Below are 21,772 nucleotides of genomic sequence, written 5' to 3'. Positions count from 1 at the left end.
CGCTATTCCTGGAAGATCGCCGGCGTCCCCGGCTTGACCATCAGCGCAACCCGGGCGGCATCCCAGTTGGTCAGGCGGATGCAGCCATGGCTTTCGGTGCGGCCGATCGTCTGCGGCTCGGGGGTGCCGTGGATGCCGTAATGCTCCTTGGACAGGTCGATCCACACCACGCCCACCGGCCCGTTCGGCCCCGGCGGCAGCATCGCCGGGTCGTCGCCCTTCTTGGCGTCCCAGAACAGCTTGGGATTATAGTGGAACTTGGGATTGGTATCCACGCCGTTGATTTTCCACCGGCCGATCGGCAGCGGATCATGCGCGCTCCCCATGGTGGCGCTGAACTGCGCGAGCAGCCGGTTGCCCGCGCCATAGACCTTCAGCACCCCCTCGGACTTGTCGACGACGAGGTGATCCGCCTGGGGCTGGCGCGGATCGACGTTGAGCATGTTCAGCGTCTGGCGCCATTCGGGCTTCCAGTCCGCCGGATAGCTGCGCGAGCCCGGCAGCGCGTTGGGCAGCCGCAGCATCGTCCCGATCTTGATCGTCGTCACGCCGGGGTTGAGCGCGGTGATCACCTCCGGCGTTGTGTGGAACATCTCCGCCAGCTTCTCGAGCGGATTGCGATAGCCGAGCGTCGTGAGCCTGGCCTGCTGATCGAGATCCTTGGGGATCGGATCGACGAACGGCCCCTGCATCGTCGCCGCGCCGACCGCGAGCGTGCGCACCGGCCGCAGCGCGCGATACTGGTGGAGCACCGCCAGCGTCGCCGGGTCGATCACCCCGGTCACCTTGAGCCCGCGGGCTTCCTGCAGTCCCCGCACCGCCGCGGTCAGCGACTGGCCCGCGCGCCCGTCCAGGATACCCGGCCCGAAGCCGAGATGGTCGAGGATCACCTGGGCATGGAGGAGGTTCATGTCGATCGGGGGCTTCGGGGCGGGTGCCTGCGCCAGCGCGGGCGATGCGGACAGCAGTGCAAACCCCAGGACCCATTTTCGCACGCAACCTCTCCCAAGCCGTCCATCGATCGGCGCTAAACGTTCGCACGCGCGCGCTGGTTGCGGACCGGGCAAACCCCGATGGACAAGCGGCGCTTGCCATGGCCTTATCAACGCAATGCAGGGGATTCTTTCAGAAGCGGAACAAGTGCTCGGCTCGCCGGTGCGCAACCTCGTTTCGATCCTGCTGTTCGTGCTCGCCGTCGCGGTGCTGGCGACGATCGGCTATATGGCCGCCGGCTGGAGCTTCGCCGACGCAAGCTACATGGTGGTGCTGACCATCTACACCGTCGGCTATGGCGAAGTCCGCCCGATCGACACGCCCTATCTCCATGCGCTGACCATGGGTACGATGGTGCTCGGCTGCACCGGCATGATCCTGCTCACCAGCGCGCTCGTCCAGTTCTTCACCGTCCTGCAACTGCAGAGTATTTTCGGAGCAACCCGCATGCAGAGCCGCATCGACAAGCTCGCCGACCATGTCGTGATCTGCGGCTATGGCCGGATCGGGGTGATGCTCGCCCGCGAACTGTCACGCGCCGCCGTGCCGGTGGTGGTGATCGAGCGCGGGCCCGAGCGCCGCGCCGAAGCCGAAGCGGCGGGCCTGTGCACGCTGCCCGGCGACGCCACCGAGGAGGACGTGCTGATCGCCGCCGGCATCCAGCGGGCGCGGGCGCTGGCGACGGTGCTGCCGGACGATGCCGCGAACGTGTTCATCACGCTGAGCGCGCGCAATCTCAACGCCGGGCTGGAGATCATCGCGCGCGGCGAGGCCCCCACCACCGAGCGCAAGCTGATCCATGCCGGCGCCGATCGCGTCGTCTTCCCCACCCATATCGGCGCCGAGGCGATGGCGCGGATGATCCTCTACCCGCACAGCCAGCAGGTGCATGGCGATGCGCAGCTCGCCCGGCTGCGCGGCGAGCTCGAGGCACTCGGGCTCGACGTCGAGCTGATCGAGGTCGCGCCCGGTGCCACCATGGCCGGGCTGAGCGTCGAGGAAGCCGAGCGGCGCGCCGAGGGCAGCGTGTTCATCGTCCAGATCGACCGCGCCGACGGCCGCTCGATCCCCCGCCCCGCCCGCGACGAGCGGCTCGAGCCCGGCGACAAGGCGCTGGTGGTGATGCGCGACGTCGCCGCCGGCGCCCGCGCGCTGTTCACCACCCGGCAGGAGATCCGGGTGGGGAGGAACAAGTTTTGAGGGGCCTTCTCCTTAGCCCCTCCTCCTGGGAGGAGGGGTTGGGGGTGGAGGGATCCCAGAACGCATGTTGGTCTCGGTGAGACACAGCCCCACCCCAACCCCTCCCCTGAAGGGGAGGGGCTTTTGCCTACCTAGCTTCAGCCCCCCTTCAGCTTCGACCCCATAAAGGCGCACCGATGGCGACATCCTCCCCCCGAACGACACGGCTCGCCTGGAAGCGCTGGGCTGCCGCCCTCGCCGGTCTGCTCGCCGCGATCGTGTTCGGGGTCTATTGGAGCGCCGGGTTCCTCGATCGCGATCCGGTCCATCTCTACGGCATGCCCGATCGCCCGGGCACCACGCGGGTCGCGGCGGTGTTCCTGTCCGGGGACATGGGGATCCGCTTCGGCATGGGCTCCTATGTCGTCGAGGCGCTGTCGGGCGCCGGGGTGCCGGTCTATGCCGTCGCGAGTTCCACTGCCTTCGCCCGGCGACAGACCCATGCCGACGTCCAGGCGCTGCTCGAAACCGCGATTCGAGAGGTCACCCGCCGGTCGGGCGCGACCCGGGTGGTGGTGATCGGCCAGTCGTTCGGCGCGGACATGGCGCGCGTCGGCGTCGCCGCGCTGCCGCCGGCGCTGCGGGCAAAGGTGGCGGCCCTGGTCCTCGTCGTGCCAGGGTCCGCTGCCTATTTCCGCGCCGATCCGCTCGGCTTCGCCTATGTCGGCGCGCCGGATGCCGACGCGGCCTCGGCGCGGAAGCTCACCTGGCTGCCGGTCACCTGCATCCGCGGCGCCGACGAGACCGACAGCCTGTGCCCCAGCCTGCTCGCCCCCAATGTCCGCCGGATCACCCTGCCCGGCGGCCATTTCCTGCGCATGGACCATGACCTGCTGGTGCGCACCGTGTTCGCCGCGCTCGCGCCGGTGCTCGACACGCATTTGGACGCCCCTGCACCCTAAGCGGCCGGGCCCGCGCCGCTCGATTGCCCCCCGCCCCGCGCGGCGATAAAGCCTTGCCGGACCAGTACCCTGAGGTGCCGGCCGGGGAGATCGATGCAGGCGAAAGCGAACGCGGTGGCGGAAGACGAGGGCAAGCCGGTGCGCGACCTGCGCGACTGGCTGCGCGGCCATCGTCGCGCGATCCTGATCCTGCTGGTGCTGGCGCTCGCGCTGCTCGGCTTCGAGGCGATGCGCGCGATCCTCCGCGAGGTGCGCCTGCGCGACGTCCGCCACGCGCTGCACCAGATCGAGGGCATCCGCCTGGCGCTTGCACTGGGCCTCACCACCGCCTCCTATCTGGCGCTGACGCTCTACGACTGGTTCGCGGTGCGCGCGATCGGCTACCGGCTGCCATGGCGCACGGCGGCGCTCGCCTCGTTCACCAGCTACACGATCAGCCACAATCTCGGCCTGTCGCTGCTCACCGGCGGCACCGCGCGGCTGCGCGCCTATGCCGCGGCGGGCCTGGACTTCGCCGATGTCGCCCGAGTGACGCTGATCGCCAGCGGCACCTTCTGGGGCGGCGTGTTCGCGGTAACGGCGGTGGCGCTGCTCGGCGCCGAGCATCCGCTCGCGCTGTTCGGCCAGACCGCGCCGCTGGCGCTGCTGCACGTCGCCGGGGCCGGTCTGGCGATCGCCTTCGCTCTGCTGTTCGTGGCGCGAGCGCGCGGCCTGACCGAGCTGCGCCTCGGCAGCGCCACCCTGCCGCTGCCGCTCCCGTCGCTGATGGCCGCCCAGATCGGCGTCGCCGCGATCGACCTTGCCTGCGCATCGGGCGCGCTGTTCGTGCTGGTACCGCATGCCGATCCGGCACTGATCGGCAGCTTCTTCCTCGCCTATGCGCTCGCCATCGTGATCGCGCTCATCACCCATGTGCCCGGCGGCATCGGCGTGTTCGAGGCCGTGATGCTCGCGCTGGTGCCGATCGGCCGCGGCGACCTGTTCGCGGCGCTGCTGCTCTACCGGCTGATCTACTATCTCCTGCCGTTGCTGGTCGCGGGTACGCTGCTCGTCGGCATCGAGGGGCGACGGCTTCGCCGGCCGATCGCCTCCGGGCTCGGAGTCGCGCACCGGATCGGCCAGGCGTTGGTCCCGCCGCTGCTCGCGCTGCTGGTGTTCGGCGGCGGACTGGTGCTGCTCGTCTCCGGCGCGCTGCCGCCCGCCCATGGCCGGATGCATCCGCTCCACGGCATCCTGCCGCTGCCTTTCGTCGAAGGCTCGCACTTCGCCGCGAGCCTGGTCGGCACCGCGCTGCTGCTGATCGCCCCGGCGGTGCAGGCGCGGCTGAAGAGCGGCTTCTACGCCGCGCGGTTGCTGCTGGTCGCCGGCGCGATATTCTCGATCGCCAAGGGCATCGACTACGAAGAAGCGACGGTGCTGCTGATCGTCGCCGGGCTCCTCCAATATGCCCGGCCCGGCTTCTATCGCAGCGCCGGGATCGGCTCGGCGCCGGTCGCGCGCTGGTGGTGGGCGGCGGCGCTGATCGCGCTGCTCTTGAGCGCCTGGGCCGGCTTCTTCGCCTACAAGCGGGTGCCGTACAGCGACGACCTGTGGTGGGACTTCGCCTGGCGCGGCAACGCCCCCCGGTTCCTGCGCGCAACGCTGGGCGCGACGATGCTGCTGGTCGGCTGGGCCTTCTGGCGGCTGATGTCCGCAGCCCCCCGGGTGCGCGAGCATCAGGCGCTCGATCCGCAAGTGGCGGCGCGCGCGATCGCGGTTACCAGCCGGGCCGATGCGATGCTCGCCTATACCGGCGACAAGGACTTCCTCGTCTCCACCTCGGGCGACGCCTTCCTGATGTACCGCGTCCAGGGCCGCACCTGGGTGGTGATGGGCGATCCGGTAGGCCCGGAAGAAGCCTGGTCCGAGCTGATCTGGGAGATCCGCCGCCGCTGCGATGCCGCGCGCGGGCGGCTCTGCCTGTTCCAGGTAAGCGCCGCGATGCTGCCGCTAGTCGTCGAGCTCGGCCTCCAGCCGCTCAAATATGGCGAGGAGGCCGTGGTCGATCTCCGCCAAGGCTATGATCTCAAGGGCGGCCAGTTCAAGTCACTGCGCTATTCGGTCAAGCGGGCGACCAGCGAAGGGCTGGTGTTCGAGGTGGTGCCCGCCGTGCAGGTTCCCGCCATTCTCCCCGAACTCCAGCGCGTCTCCGATGCCTGGCTGGCGGACAAGCCCGGTGCCGAGAAGCGCTTCAGCCTCGGCCGCTTCGACGCCGACTATCTCTCGCACTTCGATTGCGCCGTGCTGCGACTGGACGCCGAGATCGTCGCCTTCGCCAATCTGTGGGAGACGCCCAATCGCGAGGAAATCTCGGTCGACCTGATGCGCCACCGGCCGGACACCCCCTATGGCGCGATGGACCTGCTGTTCGTGCGGCTGCTGCAATATGGCGCGGCGCAGGGGTTCCAGCGGTTCAACCTCGGCATGGCGCCGCTATCGGGCCTCAAGCCCGGCCCGCTCGCGCCGATCTGGTCGCGGCTGGGGGCGGCGGTCTATGGCCATGGCGAGCGGATCTACGGCTTTTCGGGGCTGCGATCGTTCAAGCAGAAGTTCGGACCCGCCTGGGTGCCGCGCTATATCGGCACCTCCCCGGGCGTATCGGTGCCGCGGGCGCTGATTGACGCAGCGGTGCTGATCGGCGGATAGGCCCTTGGGTTCGGCGCCCAGCACCCCACATGCTGCGGCGCAACCAGGGAGACACGCATGGACCTCGCATTTCTCGGCCTCGGACAGATGGGCATCGGCATGGCCGGTGCGCTGCTCGATGCCGGCCACACGCTCACCGTCTGGAACCGCTCGCCCGACAAGGCCGAGCCGCTCACCAACCGTGGCGCCCGCCTCGCCCGTACGCCGCGCGAAGCCGCCGACGGCGCGCAGGCCGTGCTGACGATGGTGGCGGACGACGCCGCGCTGGAGGCGATCCTGGCGGGCGAGGACGGCATTCTCGCCGGCATGGCGCCGGGCGCGCTGCACCTGTCGCACAGCACCATTGCGGTGGCCACGGCCGACGCACTGGCGGCGCGGCATGCCGATGCCGGGCATCGGTTCGTCTCGGCGCCGGTGTTCGGCCGGCCGCCGGTCGCCGCGCAGGGCAAGCTCGCCATCGTCGCCGCCGGGGCGCCCGAGGCAATGGAGGCCGCCGCGCCGATCCTCGATGCGCTGGGCCGCGTCACCTATCCGATGGGCGACAAGCCCTCGGCGGCCAATCTGGTGAAGCTCGCCGGCAATTTCATGATCATGGCCACCGTCGAGACCTATGGCGAGGCGATGTCGCTCGGCGAGAAGGGCGGCGTGTCGCGCGAGAAGATGCTCGAGGTGTTCGCCGGCACGATCTTCGACGGCGCGATCCACAAGGTCTATGGCCCGCCGATCGCCGAGCGCCGCCACCGCCCGGCCGGCTTCGCTGCACCGCTGGGCCTGAAGGACATCCGTCTCGCGGGCGAGGCAGCCGAAGCGGTCGGCGCCAAGATGCCGCTGCTCGACCTGGTGCGCGCGCACCTTACCGAGACGGTGAAGACCGAAGGCACCGACGTCGACGTGACCGCGCTGGCCGAGACGATCGCCAAGCTTTGACCATTCTCCCTCCCCCCTCGCGGGGCAGGGAGGGGCCCGCCGCCGCAAGGCGGTGGGAGGGAGAGGGAGCGATTTGCATTCCGCAAATCGCGCGGCTGCTCCGCAGCCGCTCACCCTCTCCAAGCTTCGCTAGGCAGCAAGCTGCCAAGCTCCGCTATCCTCCCCCGTCAAGGGGGAGGAGCACGCGCTGCTGAGACGTGGCAAGTTCCGAATGCGAGGCGCCCTCCGCTACCGCGCCAGAGGACCTGAATTCAGGACAGGACACCCTTCCCCCCTGCCCCGATCCCGCGTACATTTCCCAGATGATCACTCGGCTTTTCCTCGCCCATCCCCGCAGCGTCGGCGAAAGCTATGGCGAGCATGCCGCCACTGCGGCCCGGTTCGGCGTGACGATGATGGTCGGCGGCGCCGCCTGCATCGTCCATGCGGTGCTGCCCTTCCTGTTCGTCCGCACCGCGAGCGACTCGGTGAAGCGGCTCTATGCCCAGATGAAGGCGCGCCAGCCCGCCTTTGCCGAACAGCAGCCCGCCTTCCGCCAGCCCGAGTGGCAGCTCGACTACGAAATCTGACGCCGGCATCGGGGGAGCCGCAACCATGATCGAACACGTCGCCATCATCGGCGCGGGCTTTTCGGGCACGCTCCAGGCGATCAACCTCATCCGCCACGAAGGCCCGCGCGCGACGCTGATCGAGCGCGCCCCGGTGGCGGGCACCGGCCTCGCCTATGGCGCCGCCCACCCGTCGCACCTGCTCAACGTCCGCGCCGCGAACATGAGCGCCTTTCCCGACGATCCCGCGCATCTCGTCCGCTGGCTCGAAGCGCGCGGCGTGGAGGACGCCGCCACCAGCTTCGTGCCGCGCCGCGTCTACGGCGAATATCTGCGCGAGATGCTGGACGAGGCGCTCGCCCGCTATCCGGACCGCCTGCGCCTCGTCCGAGGCGAGGTGGAGGACGTGACCTTCGACGGCGAGGGCGCGACGCTTCAACTGACCGACGGCACGCTGCGCGCCGATGCCGCGGTGCTCGCGGTCGGCAACCTGCCGCCACACGACCCGCCGGGCCTCGACCCCGCCACGCTTTCCGCCGAACGCTACAAGGGCGATCCGTGGGACCCGAGCGTGCCCGAGGGCCTTTCCGACAGCGAAACCGTGCTGGTGATCGGCACCGGCCTCACCATGGTCGACGTGGCGCTGCTGCTGGAGGCACGCGGGTTCAGCGGCAAGATCGTCGCGGTGTCGCGCCGCGGCCTGCTGCCCCGCCCGCATGGCCCGGGGCAGGACTGGGACAAGCTCCGCGAGCGGCCCCGCACCAGGGCATCCGCACTCGTCCGCGCGGTGCGCGCGCGGGCCGAGCAGGTCGGCTGGCGCAACGCGGTCGACGAACTTCGCCCCTTCACCCAGCCGATGTGGGCCAATGCCAGCGGGGACGAGCGCGCCCGTTTCCTCCGCCACTTGCGCCCCTGGTGGGACGTCCACCGCCACCGCCTCGCCCCCGAGGTCCATGCCCGGCTCCAGGCGCTGATCGACCGCGGCCAACTGGAGATACGCGCCGCCAAAACGCTGGGCTTCATCGAGGGCCAGGACGGCATTGCCGTCACCCTCCGCCCGCGTGGAGAGGATGCGCCGGAGACGATCCTCGCCCAGCGCATCGTCAACTGCACCGGCCCGCTCGGCGACCTCGCCCGCAGCCGCGAGCCGTTGCTCCAGCGCCTCGCCGCCCGCGGCGTGATCCGCCCCGATCCGGCGCATATCGGCATCGACGTCGACAACCAGGGCCAGACCATCGCCGCCGACGGCACTGCCAACGCGACTCTCTACGCGCTGGGACCCATGACCCGCGGCGCCTTCTGGGAGATCGTCGCGGTACCCGACATCCGCACCCAGACCTGGGCGGTCGCCCGCCGCCTCTCCAACGCACATTGGGTCGGCGGCGAGGGTCTGTGACGAACTGGTAACATTTGACACTAAATCGGGAAGTGCGGTATCAGGTCGGCCATGACCGATACCGCCAATCCGCTCGGCCTCAACGGCTTCGAGTTCGTCGAGTTCACCTCGCCCGATCCGGACGCAATGGCGCGCCAGTTCGAGCAGCTGGGCTTCGTCCCCACCCATCGCCACCCGCGCAAGAACATCACCCGCTACAAGCAGGGCCGCATCAACCTGATGCTCAACCGCGACGATGCCGGCCGCGTCGCCGCCTTCCGTGGCGAGCATGGCCCCTCGGCGAGCGCGATGGCGTTCCGCGTCTCGGACCCGGTGGAAGCGATGAAATGGGCGCTCGCCCATGGTGCCAAGCCGACCGACGAAGACGATACCGTCATCCAGGGCATCGGCGGCTCCTATCTCTATTTCATCCAGGACGGCCATGACCTCTATGCCGACTGGGCCGAGTTCCCGGGCTGGCGCGAAGCCGAGGCCGAGAACAGCGTCGGGCTCGACCTGCTCGACCACCTCACCCACAATGTCCGCCGCGGCCAGATGCGGGTGTGGAGCGAATTCTACCGCACGCTCTTCGGCTTCGAGGAGCAGAAGTATTTCGACATCAAGGGCAAGGCAACCGGCCTGTTCAGCCAGGCGATGATCGCGCCGGACAAGGCGATCCGCATTCCGCTCAACGAGAGCCAGGACGACAACAGCCAGATCGAGGAATTCCTCCGCGAATATAATGGCGAAGGCATCCAGCACCTGGCGCTCACCACCGACGACATCTACGACACGGTCGAGCGCCTGCGCGCCCGTGGCGTGCGGCTGCAGGACACGATCGAGACCTATTACGAGCTGGTCGACAAGCGCGTCCCCGGCCACGGCGAAGACCTCGAGCGGCTGCGCAAGAACCGCATCCTGATCGACGGTTCGGTGGAAAACGACGAGGGCATCCTGCTCCAGATCTTCACCGAGACGATGTTCGGCCCGATCTTCTTCGAAATCATCCAGCGCAAGGGCAATGAAGGCTTCGGCAACGGCAATTTCCAGGCGCTGTTCGAGAGCATCGAGCTCGACCAGATCCGCCGCGGCGTGATCAAGGTCGACGCCTGACAAGTTCGGAGAGGGAGAGAGCCGGGGGTGCCGCCGCAGGAACAGCATGGCATACCCCGGCCCCACCGAACGAACCAAAGCCGTGGTCGTGGCGTAGCTACCGCAGTTGCGCCGTTGTCCCCCTCACCCTTCCGCCGCTTCGCGGCTCCCTCCCTCTCCCACAAGGGGAGAGGGAGAAGTACGCCAAAACTCCCTCTCCCCTTGTGGGAGAGGGAAGGGGCCCGCCGCCGAAGGCGGTGGGAAGGGTGAGGGGGACGGCGGGTCAAATGCGACACCCTGCGTCCAGGGGTAGGAAAATGGAGTAGGATGCGATCGGCATGACCCACTATTTCCCCGGCTTCGGCAACCACGTCTCCACCGAGGCCGTGCCCGGCGCTCTGCCGATCGGCCGCAACAGCCCGCAGCGGCCGCCTTATGGACTGTACGCCGAGCAGCTCTCCGGCACCGCCTTCACCGCGCCGCGCGCCGAGAACCGCCGCAGCTGGCTGTACCGCCTGCGCCCCAGCGCCGAGCATCCGCCCTACCAGCCCTATGCGGGCGCCCCCCTGTTCTCGCCCCACACCCCGGCGAAGCCGCTCGCGCCCAACCGCCTTCGCTGGGACCCGATCCCCGCCCCCGCCGCGCCGGCCGACTGGATCGACGGCATGGAGACGATGCTCGCCACCCGCGATCCCGCCGATCTGGAGGGCGTGGTCGTCCACCGCTACGCCGCCAATCGCGATATGGACGCGCGTGCGTTCGTCAACGCGGACGGCGAACTGCTCTTCATCCCCCAGGCCGGCGCACTGGCGCTGCTGACCGAACTCGGCCGCATCGACATCGCCCCCGGCCAGATCGCCGTCATCCCCCGCGGCGTCCGCTTCCGCGTGCTGCTGCCCGAGGGCGCCGCCACCGGCTATGTCGCCGAGAATTTCGGCGCACCGTTTCGCCTGCCCGATCTTGGGCCGATCGGCGCCAATGGCCTCGCCAACCCGCGCGATTTCGAGACCCCCGCCGCCTGGTTCGAGGACCGCGACGAACCGTTCGAGCTTGTGCAGAAGTCGTTGGCAAATCTGTGGATAACCACCCTGTCGCACAGTCCGCTCGACGTCGTGGCGTGGCACGGCAACCTCGCCCCCTATCGCTACGATCTCGCCCGGTTCAACACGATGAACACGGTGAGCTTCGACCATCCCGACCCCTCGATCTTCACCGTGCTGACCTCTCCGACCACCGTGGCGGGCCGCGCCAACGCCGATTTCGTGATCTTCCCGCCGCGCTGGATGGTGGCGGAAGACACGTTCCGCCCGCCCTGGTTCCACCGCAATGTGATGAGCGAGGCGATGGGGCTGATCCACGGCGCCTATGACGCCAAGGCCGAGGGCTTCGCGCCCGGCGGCCTCTCGCTCCACAACCTGATGGCGGGCCACGGCCCCGATGTGGCCAGCTGGCGCGGGGCGACCGAGGCCGCGCTCCAGCCGCACAAGATCGACGGTACCATGGCGTTCATGGTCGAGACCTGCTGGCCCTATCGCCCGACCGAACATGCGCTGGCGCACGCCCAGCCGGACTATGACGCGGTGTGGGAAGGATTCCCCAAGGCACAGCTGCCGTGATCTGCTCTACCGCCGCAGCAGACGCTCCCCTCCCGCTTGCGGGAGGGGTAGGGGGAGGGACTGACGTGGCAGCAGCGCTGATAGCGCTCAGCCCCTCCCCTAACCCCTCCCGCAAGCGGAAGGGGAACGCAGACTTGGAAGTTTCCCCCACCGCATGACCGATCGACTGACGAAAACCCCCGCCGGCGTGACGCTCGGCCCGCTCGACCTGATCCCCGACGGCACCGCGCGCAACTTCGTGCTGGAGATGCGCGCCGGCCGCTTCCACGGCTTCGTCGTCCGCCGCGGCGGCCAGGTCTATGGCTATGTCGATCGCTGTGCCCACATGCCCGTGCCGCTGACCCAGCAGCTCGACGCCTATCTCACCCCCGACGCCAGCCATATCCAGTGCAGCTGGCACGGCGCGCTCTACACCGTGGAGGAGGGCCGGTGCGTCGGCGGCCCTTGCGTCGGCGCGCGACTGCTTCCATGGCCCGTAACCATAATCGACGGCATGATCGTGACCGTTGGAGAGGACAAAGCATGACCCCCGACTTCGACTTCGCCCTCGGCGATTCCGCCGACATGATCCGCGACACCACCGCGCGCTTCGCCCGCGACAAGATCGCGCCCTTGGCCGCGCGGATCGATGCCGAGGACTGGTTCCCGCGCGACGAACTCTGGGCCGCGATGGGCGAACTCGGCCTGCACGGCATCACCGTGCCGGAGGCCGATGGCGGCCTCGGTCTCGGCTATCTCGAACATGTCATCGCCTGCGAGGAAGTCGCCCGCGCCTCCGCCTCGATCGGGCTCAGCTACGGCGCGCATTCGAACCTCTGCGTCAACCAGATCGCCCGCTGGGGCAATGAAGCGCAGAAGGCCAAGTACCTGCCCAAGCTGATCTCGGGCGAGCATGTCGGCAGCCTGGCGATGTCCGAGGCCGGTGCCGGCTCCGACGTCGTCTCGATGAAGCTCAAGGCCGAGAAGGTTCAGGGCGGCTATGTGCTGAGCGGCACCAAATTCTGGATCACCAACGCGGCGTACGCCGACACGCTGGTGGTCTACGCCAAGACCGGCGAAGGCTCGCGCGGCATCACGACGTTCCTGATCGAGAAGGACATGCCCGGCTTCGCGATCGGCCAGAAGATCGACAAGATGGGCATGCGCGGCTCGCCCACCTCGGAACTGGTGTTCACCGATTGCGAAGTGCCCGAGGCGAACGTGATGGGCCCGCTCAACGGCGGCGTCGCGGTGCTGATGAGCGGGCTCGACTATGAGCGCACCGTGCTCGCCGGCATCCAGCTCGGCATCATGCAGGCCTGTCTCGACGTCGTGCTGCCGTACCTGCGCGAGCGCAAGCAGTTCGGCCAGGCGATCGGCAGCTTCCAGCTGATGCAGGCCAAGGTCGCCGACATGTATGTCGCGCTCAATTCCGCCCGGGCCTATGTCTATGCCGTGGCGCGCAGCTGCGACGCGGGCAAGACGACGCGCTTCGACGCGGCCGGCGCGATCCTGCTGGCCAGCGAAAACGCCTTCCGCGTCGCCGGCGAGGCGGTGCAGGCGCTGGGCGGCGCCGGCTACACCAAGGACTGGCCGGTCGAGCGCTTCCTCCGCGACGCCAAGCTGCTCGACATCGGCGCGGGGACCAACGAGATCCGCCGCATGCTGATCGGCCGCGAATTGCTGGGGGCGGCGGCGTGAGCGCGCTTCTTCTTAAGCCCCTCCCCTTCAGGGGAGGGGTTGGGGTGGGGCACTTCGCCCCCAGCCGCGGATTCGCTCGTCGGTCATCCCCCACCCCAACCCCTCCCCTAAAGGGGAGGGGCTAAGCAGCATGACCGCCCCCATCCTTCCCACCGCCGTCAACCCCGACAGCGACCAGTTCCGCGCCCAGGCCGCGCACCACCGCGCGCTCGCCGAGAAGCTCCGCGCCGATGTTGCGCAGGCCGCACTCGGCGGCAGCGAGTCCGCCCGCGCCAAGCATGTCGCGCGCGGCAAGTTGCTCCCCCGTGAGCGAGTCGAGCGGCTGCTCGATCCGGGCAGCCCCTTCCTCGAGATCGGCCAGCTCGCCGCCTGCGACCTCTATGACGGCGAGGTCCCCGGCGCCGGCATCATCGCCGGCATCGGCCGCGTCTCGGGCCGCAGCTGCATGATCGTCTGCAACGACGCCACCGTGAAGGGCGGGACCTACTACCCGATGACGGTGAAGAAGCATCTCCGCGCACAGGAGATCGCCGAAGCCAACCGCCTGCCCTGCATCTATCTGGTCGACAGCGGCGGCGCCAACCTGCCGCACCAGGCCGAGGTGTTCCCGGACAAGGAGCATTTCGGCCGCATCTTCTTCAACCAGGCGACAATGTCCGCGCAGGGCATCCCGCAGATCGCCTGCGTGATGGGCAGCTGCACCGCGGGCGGCGCGTACGTGCCGGCCATGTCCGACGAGAGCGTGATCGTCCGCAACCAGGGCACGATCTTCCTCGCCGGCCCGCCGCTGGTGAAGGCGGCGACCGGCGAGGAAATCAGCGCCGAGGATCTCGGCGGCGGCGACCTCCATGCCCGCCGCTCGGGCGTGGTCGATCATCTGGCCGAGAATGACGAGCATGCGCTGACCATCGTCCGCGACATTGTCAGCCATTTGCCCGCCGACCGCGTCCCCGATATCGCGCTGAAGGCCCCGCGCCCGCCCAAATACGCGGCCGAAGAGCTGTACGGCATCCTCCCCGCCGATGTCCGCGCGCCCTATGACGTGCACGAGGTGATCGCGCGGCTGGTCGATGCTTCCGAGTTCCACGAATTCAAGGCGCTGTACGGCAGCTCGCTGGTCTGCGGCTTCGCGCATATCTGGGGGATGCCGGTCGCGATCCTCGCCAATAACGGCGTGCTGTTCTCCGAAAGCGCGCAGAAGGGCGCGCATTTCATCGAGCTGGCCTGCCAGCGCCGCATCCCGCTGCTCTTCCTCCAGAACATCTCCGGCTTCATGGTCGGCGGGAAATATGAGGCGGAAGGCATTGCGAAACATGGCGCCAAGCTGGTGACGGCGGTGGCGACGGCAACCGTGCCCAAGCTCACCATCCTGATCGGCGGCAGCTTCGGCGCCGGCAATTACGGCATGTGCGGCCGGGCCTATTCGCCCCGCTTCCTGTTCAGCTGGCCCAATGCCCGCATCAGCGTGATGGGCGGCGAGCAGGCGGCGAGCGTGCTGGCGACGGTCCACCGGGATGCCGCGGGCTGGTCGCCGGAGGAAGCCGAGGCGTTCAAGGCGCCCATCCGGCAGAAGTATGAGGACGAGGGCAATCCCTGGCACGCCACCGCGCGGCTGTGGGACGACGGCATCATCGATCCGGCGCAAACCCGCGACGTGCTGGGCCTCGCGCTGGCGGCGACGCTCAACGCGCCGATCCCGGAGCGGCCGCAGTTCGGCGTGTTCCGGATGTGAGGGGCGAACCGGCCCCTCCAATTCCTCCCCGGCACGGGGAGGGGGACCGCGCGGCGCAGCCGCGTGGTGGAGGGGAAATGCCCGAAATCCTCCGCACGCCCCGCCGAGCGGTCGAACAGGCCCGCGAGGATCGCGCCAAGCTGGAGTTGCCGGAAGTTCTCCTCTGGCAGCAGTTGCGCAAGCGCCCGGGCGGGTTCAAGTTTCGCCGCCAGAACCCACAGCTCGGCTATCGGATCGATTTTGCCTGCCTGGAGGCCCGGCTCGCGATCGAAGTAGACGGCGAGGCCCATGCACGTGGCGACCGGCCAGAACGCGACGCTCGCCGCGATAGCAGCCTCGAGCAACGCGGCTTCGGTACGCTTCGCATCCCCGCCAGCGAGATCCTGCGCGACCTCGACGCCGTCCTGGTCCATATCGTTCGCGCCTGCCGCGCGCGGCTTCCCCTCCACCACCGGCTTTCGGCCGGCGGTCCCCCTCCCCGTTCCGGGGAGGAATTTCAAGGCTGAAACGCATGCTCCTCCCCCTCCTCGCCCTCACCCTGGCCCCGCAGACCGCCGGGCTGCCCCCGCCCGCTGCCAACCCGCCGCGCAGCGTGCCGTCGCCGAGCAAACTGCCCCCGGCCAACCCGCTCGCGCCGCCAGACGGCAGCGACGAACGGGCGGTGCTCGCGACGGTCGAGCGCCTGCTCGCCGGGATCAACACGCGCGATGCTGCGGCGGTGCGCAGCGTCTTGCGTGCAGAGGGCGGCGCGACGATCGTCACGGAAGCGGCGGATGGCGCCTCGGTCCGGTTCATGGCGTGGCCGGAATTACTGGCGCGCTTCGAGCCCGGGTCCGATACCTTCGAGGAGCGTATTTCCACGCCGGCGGTCGAAATCGACGGCGACCTCGCGATGGTGTGGGCGCCCTATGTCTTCCGGCTCAACGGCAAGGTGCACCATTGCGGCACCGACCATTTCAGCCTGGTCCGCGAGAACGGCGCCTGGAAGATCGCCAGCCTGAGCTGGAACCAGCGCACCACCGGGTGCCCGGCATGACGGCCCGCGACACGCTGTTCGTCCTCGACACCGACTGGGCCGACCCGGCCTATGGCGGCACGCGGCGCTTCTACTGCAAGGACTGCATCACCGTGGAGGGCCTGCTCGCCGCCTTCCCGGAGCGCGCCGCGAACATCGCGGTGATCCGCGTCGCCTGGCCGCGTCCCCGCGCCGCGGTGATCGCGCGGCTTGGCGAGGAAAACCAGAACCTCCCCGCGCTCGCCTTTGCCGAGGGCGGGTTCGCGAACGACATCGAGGGCGTGCTCGCCGCGCTCCACACCCGCCATGGCTTTCCGGAGCGCCACCCGTGAGGGGCTGTCCTACACAAGCGAAATCTGCCTAGGCTCGGCCATGGCCACCGGACCAAACATCGCCGTTATTTTCTTGATCGACATGCGCGACTTTCATCAAGTTCGCGCCGGCCGGGAGTGCCTATCATGCTGAAATCGCTGCTCATCGCCAATCGCGGCGAAATTGCCTGCCGCATCATTCGCACCGCCCGGGCGATGGGTTTGCGCACGATCGCGGTCTATTCGGACGCCGACTCGAACGCGCTCCACGTCCGCCAGGCCGACGCGGCCGTGCATATCGGCCCGTCCCCAGCGCGCGAGAGCTATCTGGTCGGCGACAAGATCATCGCGGCGGCCAAGGCGACCGGCGCGGAAGCCGTCCACCCGGGCTATGGCTTCCTTTCCGAAAATGCCGACTTCGCCGAGGCGGTCATCGCCGCCGGGCTGGTCTGGGTCGGGCCGAAGCCGGACAGCATCCGCGCCATGGGCCTCAAGGATGCCGCCAAGGCGCGGATGATCGCGGCGGGCGTGCCGGTCACCCCCGGCTATCTGGGCGAGGACCAGTCGCCCGAGCGGCTCCAGGCCGAGGCCGGTGCGATCGGCTATCCGGTCCTGATCAAGGCGGTCGCGGGTGGCGGCGGCAAGGGCATGCGGCGGGTGGAAAGCGCCGCCGACTTCGCCGACGCGCTCGCCAGCTGCAAGCGCGAGGCAGCCTCCTCCTTCGGCGACGACCGGGTGCTGCTGGAAAAGTACATCCTCAGCCCCCGCCATATCGAAGTGCAGGTGTTCGGCGACACCCATGGCAATGTCGTCCACCTGTTCGAGCGCGACTGCTCGCTCCAGCGCCGCCACCAGAAGGTGATCGAGGAAGCCCCCGCGCCCGGCATGGACGGCGATACCCGCGCGGCGATCTGTGCGGCGGCGGTGCGCGCGGCCAAGGCGGTCGACTATGTCGGCGCAGGGACGATCGAGTTCATCGCCGACGCCAGCGAAGGCCTGCGCGCCGACCGCATCTGGTTCATGGAAATGAACACCCGGCTGCAAGTCGAGCATCCGGTGACCGAGGAGATCACCGGCGTCGACCTGGTCGAATGGCAGCTCCGCGTCGCCAGCGGCGAGCCGCTGCCCAGGCGGCAGGAGGAGCTGTCCATCAACGGCTGGGCGGTGGAAGCGCGGCTCTATGCGGAGGATCCGGCCAAGGGGTTCCTGCCCAGCGTTGGGCGGCTCGAACATTTCAGGGTTGGTGGGTACCGCATCGAAAGCGGAATTGTCGAAGGGGGCGCGATCTCGCCCTTCTATGACCCGATGATCGCGAAACTCGTTGCCGCGGCGCCCACGCGCGAAGAGGCCATCGCCGATCTGCAAGGCATGTGCGCGACCTGCGACGTTTGGCCGATCCGGACCAATGCTGGGTTTTTGGCGAAGCTGCTCGACGCACCACCGTTCCAGGCCGGACAAATCGACACGGGGTTCATCGCGCGAGAGCAGGACAGGCTGGTTGCCAAGCCCGAACTCAGCGCGGATGCCCTCGACGCTGCGTTATGCCTTCTTTATCCGGCTGAGGAAGCGAGAACGCTTGCCAGCTCCGGGTTTCGCTTGAACGCGCAACCCAATCTAGGCGTACGGCTGCTGATCGACGACGCGCCTGTCGAAGCAGAACTTCCGCAAGACGTTTTCCCGCACGCGAACAACGCCGCGCGCGCTATCCCTTTGAATACGGGGGTGGTGAAGTTTCATCAGGGCTATGCCTTTTCGGTGCAGCCTTGGGCGTTCCGGTCTCAAGGATTGGGCACTGCCGCCGACGGCGCCCTGCTCGCTCCCATGCCCGGCCGCGTCACCGCGGTGGACGTCACGCCGGGCGCGCACGTCGCCAAGGGCCAGCGGCTCGTCACGTTGGAGGCGATGAAGATGGAGCACGCCCTCACCGCCCCGTTCGACGGCACGATCGCCGAACTTCCGGTCACCGCCGGCGGGCAGGTCACCGAAGGCACGCTGCTCGTGCGCGTGGAGAAAGCGGCATGATCTTCCGCGACGCCACCCTTGCCGACCTGCCCGCGATCGTCGCGCTGCTCGACGACGACGATCTCAGCCGCGGCCGCGAGGACGCCTCGCTGCCGCTCGATCCGCGCTACGAAATGGCCTTCGCCGATATCGATCGGGACCCCAATCAGCGGCTGATTGTCGCAGAACGGGACGGTGCGGTGGTCGGCACGATGCAGCTCAGCTACCTGCCCGGCATCGCCTTTCGCGGTGCGTGGCGGGGCCAGATCGAGGCGGTGCGGATCGCTTCCGCCCTGCGCGGCGAAGGACTTGGCGGGCAAATGATAGACTGGGCGGTAGCCGAGTGCCGCGCGCGCGGCTGCCGCATGGTGCAGCTGATGTCGCTGCAGAGCCGCGTCGACGCGCACCGCTTCTACGAAACGCGCGGCTGGACCAAGAGCCATTTCGGCTTCAAGCGGAAACTGGACGAGGACCAGGGCTGAATGGCACGCTTTTTCGACGAATGGCAGATCGGGGACCGTATCGAGCACGCGCTGCGGCGGACGGTGACCGAGACCGACAATCTGCTGTTCACCGCGCTCACCCACAACACCCAGCCGCTGCACCTCGATGCCGAGGCGGCGCGCGCGTCCGAATTCGGCCAGATCCTGGTCAACGGCACCTATACGTTCAGCCTGATGATCGGCGTCACCGTGGCGGACACGACCGCAGGATCGCTGGTCGCCAATCTCGGCTATGACAAGCTCGTCATGCCCAAGCCGGTCTTCCTCGGCGATACGCTGCGCGCCAGTTCCGAGGTGGTCGAGCTGCGACCGAGCAGGTCGCGCCCCGGTCAGGGCATCGTCACCTGGCGCCACCAGATGCACAACCAGCGCGACGAATTGGTCTGCGAATGCCTGCGATCGGCATTGCTGCGCAGCCGTTCGGCCTGACGCGCGTTTCGACCCGCGATGCAAGCTTTCGATGTGATCGTCATTGGCGGCGGGGCTGCCGGTATCGGCGCCGCCCGCACCCTTTTCGACGCCGGCAGGAACGTGCTGCTGGTGGAGGCCGATGCGCGCCTCGGCGGCCGTGCCCGGACCGAGCATGTCGACGGCATGGCGCTCGACCTCGGCGCCGGCTGGCTGCACTCGGCCGAGCACAATCCCTGGGTGGAGATCGCCGCCCTGCACGGTTTCGTGCTGGATCGCACGCTGCCGCGCTGGCGCGAGCAGTGGCGCGAGATCGGCTTCTCGCATGCCGATCAGCGCGACGCGGCCAAGGCGTTCGCTGCCTTCGAGAAGCGGCTGCGCAAGGATCCGCCGCCGGGCGACCGCGCCGGTGCGGCACTTGTGCCGGGCAGTCCGTGGGGGGCATGGATCGACGCAGTCAGCGGCTTCGTCAATGGAGTCGATACCGCCAAACTGTCGATTGCCGACTATCTCGCCTATGAAGACGCTGCGACCGAAACCGACTGGCGCGTCCCCGCCGGCTATGGCGCGCTGGTGGCGGCACAGGCGGCAGGCCTGCGCGTCGCGCTCGCCACCCCGGTGACGGCGATCGATCGCGCGGGCACGGCGCTCAAACTGCACACGCCGCGCGGCACGCTGGTGGCGGGCCAGGCGATCGTCACCGTCTCTACCGATATCCTCGCGCGCGGCGACATCGTACTCGGCGGCCATGACGACATCCTCCACGCCGCGGCGGCGCTGCCGCTCGGGCTGGCCGACAAGCTGTTCCTGGCGATCGATCTGGGCGCGGACGAGCTGGAGGCCAATGCCCATCTGCTCGGCGATCCGCGCAACGTCATCACCGGCACCTATACGCTCCGCCCGTTCGGCCGCCCGGTGATCGAGGCGATGTTCGGCGGCGAGGGCGCGCGCGAGATGGCCGAGCGTGGCCTGCAGGGCGCCGCCGACTTCGCGATCGAGGAACTCTGCGCGCTGCTCGGCGGCAAGTGGCGGCGGCGGCTGCGGCTGCTCGCGGGATCGGCATGGAGCCGCGAGACGCATGTCCGCGGCGGCTACAGCCACGCGCTGCCGGGTCGTGCCTCGGCCCGGGAGGTCCTCGCGACCCCCGTCGATCCGCGCATCCGCTTCGCCGGCGAGGCGTGCTCGGCAACGGAATTTTCAACCGTGCACGGCGCCTACAAGACCGGCGTCGCCGCCGCTCGCGCGCTGCTTGGCTAAGCCGCGCGGCGCTTCGCCGGCTCCGGATTGGAAAATTCCATCTCGTCGTCGATGCCGCCGAAGCTGAGCGCCATCAGGTCGCGCGTATAGCTCTGGTGCACCCGCCACGGCTTGCGGTGCCCCTGGCGGGGCAGCAGGGATAGCGCGCGCCGGACATAGCCCGAGGTGAAGTCGAGGAAGGGCTGCGCCTCCACCGGCCCGGCAGGCTGCGGCGTCACCTGCCGGATGCCGCGCGACGCCATCGCGTTCAGCAGCCGCGTGACATAGCGCGCGGTCAGGTCCGCCTTCAGCGTCCAGCTCGCATTGGTGTAACCGAAGGCGATCGCGAAATTGGGTACGCCGGAGAACATCATGCCCTTGTAGGTCAGCCGCTCCGACCAATCGACCAGCCTCCCGTCGACCATCACCGGGATGCCGCCCATCAGCTGGACCTCGAGGCCCGTCGCGGTGACCACCAGGTCGGCCGCGAGTTCGCGGTCGGATGCGAGCCGGAGACCGTCGGGCGTGAAGCGCTCGATCTGATCGGTCACCACCTCCGCGCGGCCTTCGCGGAGCGCGGCAAACAGATCGGCGTCGGGCACCAAGCAGAGGCGCTGGTCCCAGGGATTGTAGCTGGGGGTGAAGTGGGTGGCGACGTCATAGTCATGGCCCAACTCGCACCGCACCATCTCGACCAGCCGTTCCTTGGCCTTGGCAGGATGCCGCCGCGCCAGTGCGTAGAAATACTGGCCGAGCAGCACGTTCTTCCAGCGGGTGAGCCCATAGGCCAGCTTGGCGGGGAGCACGCGCCGCAGGGCATTGGCGATCCGATCCTGCGATGGCCGGGCGACGATATAGGTCGGCGAGCGCTGCAGCATGGTGACGTGCGCCGCCTGCTTGGCGAGTTCGGGCACCAGCGTCACCGCCGTCGCACCGCTGCCGATCACGACGACGCGCTTGCCCGCATAGTCGATATCCGGCGTCCAGAATTGCGGATGCACCACCCGGCCGCGGAACGCCTCGCGCCCCGGGAAGTCCGGCAGATGCCCGCGCGCGTAATTGTAGTAGCCCGCGCAGAGGAACAGGAAGCTGCAGCTGAACTGGCGTCGGCGGCCTGCGGCCACTACCGTCACCGTCCACAGCGCTTCTTCAGTCGACCAAGCGGCCTCGGTCACCTTGTGCTGGTAGCGAATGTGGCGATCGATCCCGAATGCCTGCGCGGTATCCTGCAGGTAGCGGAGGATAGCGTCCCCGTCGGCGATGGCTTTGGCGTCGGTCCAGGGCCGAAACGAAAAGCCCAGCGTGAACATGTCCGAGTCCGATCGGATACCGGGGTAGCGGAACAGGTCCCAGGTACCACCCATCCGCTCGCGACCTTCGAGGATCGCATAGGTACGGCCAGGGCAATGGGTCTGCAGGTGATACCCCGCAGCGATCCCCGACAGCCCCGCGCCCACGACGAGTACGTCGAAATGTTCGCGCATTGTTTGCCTCTCCTGCGAGGCATGG

Annotated in this window: 20 protein-coding genes; 18 read left to right on the top strand and 2 right to left on the bottom strand. The window is 68.8% G+C overall.

The window, feature by feature from the left end:
* Window positions 1–2 precede the first annotated feature (2 nt).
* Window positions 3–995, bottom strand: coding sequence for a L,D-transpeptidase family protein (locus SAZ01S_RS05135; RefSeq protein ID WP_245824621.1), 993 nt, complete (start codon window positions 993–995; stop codon window positions 3–5).
* A 145-nt stretch (window positions 996–1,140) separates the two neighbouring features.
* Between SAZ01S_RS05135 and SAZ01S_RS05130 the strand changes: the two genes are divergently transcribed.
* The 18 genes from SAZ01S_RS05130 (at window position 1,141) to SAZ01S_RS05045 (ending at window position 20,284) form a co-directional block, all read left to right on the top strand.
* Window positions 1,141–2,193, top strand: a complete 1,053-nt coding sequence (locus SAZ01S_RS05130) for a potassium channel family protein (RefSeq protein WP_245824619.1) — start codon at window positions 1,141–1,143, stop codon at window positions 2,191–2,193.
* A gap of 176 nt (window positions 2,194–2,369) precedes the next feature.
* Window positions 2,370–3,134, top strand: a complete 765-nt coding sequence (locus tag SAZ01S_RS05125; RefSeq protein ID WP_084580710.1) for an AcvB/VirJ family lysyl-phosphatidylglycerol hydrolase — start codon at window positions 2,370–2,372, stop codon at window positions 3,132–3,134.
* 93 nt (window positions 3,135–3,227) lie between these two features.
* On the top strand, window positions 3,228–5,819 hold the full coding sequence (gene mprF / locus SAZ01S_RS05120) for a bifunctional lysylphosphatidylglycerol flippase/synthetase MprF (protein ID WP_084580708.1): 2,592 nt from the start codon (window positions 3,228–3,230) through the stop codon (window positions 5,817–5,819).
* 57 nt (window positions 5,820–5,876) lie between these two features.
* A complete protein-coding gene (locus SAZ01S_RS05115) occupies window positions 5,877–6,746 on the top strand; it encodes an NAD(P)-dependent oxidoreductase (protein WP_084580706.1) in 870 nt (289 codons plus the stop codon).
* A 302-nt stretch (window positions 6,747–7,048) separates the two neighbouring features.
* Window positions 7,049–7,315 (top strand): DUF6356 family protein, encoded by a 267-nt coding sequence (locus tag SAZ01S_RS05110; RefSeq protein WP_010545163.1) that lies wholly within the window; start codon window positions 7,049–7,051, stop codon window positions 7,313–7,315.
* A gap of 25 nt (window positions 7,316–7,340) precedes the next feature.
* Window positions 7,341–8,690: an FAD/NAD(P)-binding protein gene (locus SAZ01S_RS05105; protein ID WP_084580704.1), complete on the top strand. Its 1,350-nt coding sequence runs from the start codon at window positions 7,341–7,343 to the stop codon at window positions 8,688–8,690.
* Between the two features lie 51 nt (window positions 8,691–8,741).
* Entirely contained in the window at window positions 8,742–9,782 is a 1,041-nt protein-coding gene (gene hppD, locus SAZ01S_RS05100; protein ID WP_084580702.1) for a 4-hydroxyphenylpyruvate dioxygenase, read from the top strand.
* Window positions 9,783–10,099: 317 nt separating this feature from the next.
* Window positions 10,100–11,377 (top strand): homogentisate 1,2-dioxygenase, encoded by a 1,278-nt coding sequence (gene hmgA, locus SAZ01S_RS05095; RefSeq protein ID WP_084580700.1) that lies wholly within the window; start codon window positions 10,100–10,102, stop codon window positions 11,375–11,377.
* Between the two features lie 154 nt (window positions 11,378–11,531).
* Window positions 11,532–11,903 carry a Rieske (2Fe-2S) protein gene (locus tag SAZ01S_RS05090; protein WP_084580698.1) on the top strand — a complete coding sequence of 124 codons (372 nt, stop codon included), beginning with the start codon at window positions 11,532–11,534 and terminating at the stop codon, window positions 11,901–11,903.
* Complete coding sequence (locus SAZ01S_RS05085; RefSeq protein WP_084580696.1) at window positions 11,900–13,057, top strand: isovaleryl-CoA dehydrogenase; 1,158 nt, start codon at window positions 11,900–11,902, stop codon at window positions 13,055–13,057. Before SAZ01S_RS05090 ends, SAZ01S_RS05085 begins: the two co-directional genes overlap by 4 nt.
* A 130-nt stretch (window positions 13,058–13,187) precedes the next feature.
* Window positions 13,188–14,789, top strand: a complete 1,602-nt coding sequence (locus SAZ01S_RS05080; protein ID WP_084580694.1) for a carboxyl transferase domain-containing protein — start codon at window positions 13,188–13,190, stop codon at window positions 14,787–14,789.
* A gap of 77 nt (window positions 14,790–14,866) precedes the next feature.
* Window positions 14,867–15,295: an endonuclease domain-containing protein gene (locus SAZ01S_RS05075; protein ID WP_139809948.1), complete on the top strand. Its 429-nt coding sequence runs from the start codon at window positions 14,867–14,869 to the stop codon at window positions 15,293–15,295.
* Window positions 15,296–15,300: 5 nt separating this feature from the next.
* Complete coding sequence (locus tag SAZ01S_RS05070; protein ID WP_084580693.1) at window positions 15,301–15,825, top strand: nuclear transport factor 2 family protein; 525 nt, start codon at window positions 15,301–15,303, stop codon at window positions 15,823–15,825.
* Window positions 15,822–16,136, top strand: coding sequence for a DUF3088 family protein (locus SAZ01S_RS05065; RefSeq protein WP_084580784.1), 315 nt, complete (start codon window positions 15,822–15,824; stop codon window positions 16,134–16,136). The genes SAZ01S_RS05070 and SAZ01S_RS05065 overlap by 4 nt, the downstream gene beginning before the upstream one ends.
* Before the next feature lie 126 nt (window positions 16,137–16,262).
* Complete coding sequence (locus SAZ01S_RS05060; protein WP_084580691.1) at window positions 16,263–18,137, top strand: acetyl/propionyl/methylcrotonyl-CoA carboxylase subunit alpha; 1,875 nt, start codon at window positions 16,263–16,265, stop codon at window positions 18,135–18,137.
* Window positions 18,134–18,598: a GNAT family N-acetyltransferase gene (locus SAZ01S_RS05055; RefSeq protein WP_084580689.1), complete on the top strand. Its 465-nt coding sequence runs from the start codon at window positions 18,134–18,136 to the stop codon at window positions 18,596–18,598. Before SAZ01S_RS05060 ends, SAZ01S_RS05055 begins: the two co-directional genes overlap by 4 nt.
* The gene (locus SAZ01S_RS05050) at window positions 18,599–19,048 is read left to right on the top strand and encodes a MaoC family dehydratase (protein WP_084580687.1); all 450 of its coding nucleotides are present in this window, start codon (window positions 18,599–18,601) and stop codon (window positions 19,046–19,048) included.
* Window positions 19,049–19,066: 18 nt separating this feature from the next.
* Window positions 19,067–20,284 carry a flavin monoamine oxidase family protein gene (locus SAZ01S_RS05045; protein ID WP_084580685.1) on the top strand — a complete coding sequence of 406 codons (1,218 nt, stop codon included), beginning with the start codon at window positions 19,067–19,069 and terminating at the stop codon, window positions 20,282–20,284.
* On the opposite strand, the gene SAZ01S_RS05040 is transcribed toward SAZ01S_RS05045, so the two are convergent.
* The gene (locus SAZ01S_RS05040; RefSeq protein WP_084580683.1) at window positions 20,281–21,747 is read right to left on the bottom strand and encodes a flavin-containing monooxygenase; all 1,467 of its coding nucleotides are present in this window, start codon (window positions 21,745–21,747) and stop codon (window positions 20,281–20,283) included. The genes SAZ01S_RS05045 and SAZ01S_RS05040 overlap by 4 nt on opposite strands.
* Window positions 21,748–21,772: the final 25 nt, after the last annotated feature.

The sequence above is a fragment of the Sphingomonas azotifigens NBRC 15497 genome (genome assembly GCF_002091475.1).
Lineage (GTDB): Bacteria > Pseudomonadota > Alphaproteobacteria > Sphingomonadales > Sphingomonadaceae > Sphingomonas > Sphingomonas azotifigens.
This window is presented reverse-complemented; position numbering and strand designations above follow the sequence as displayed.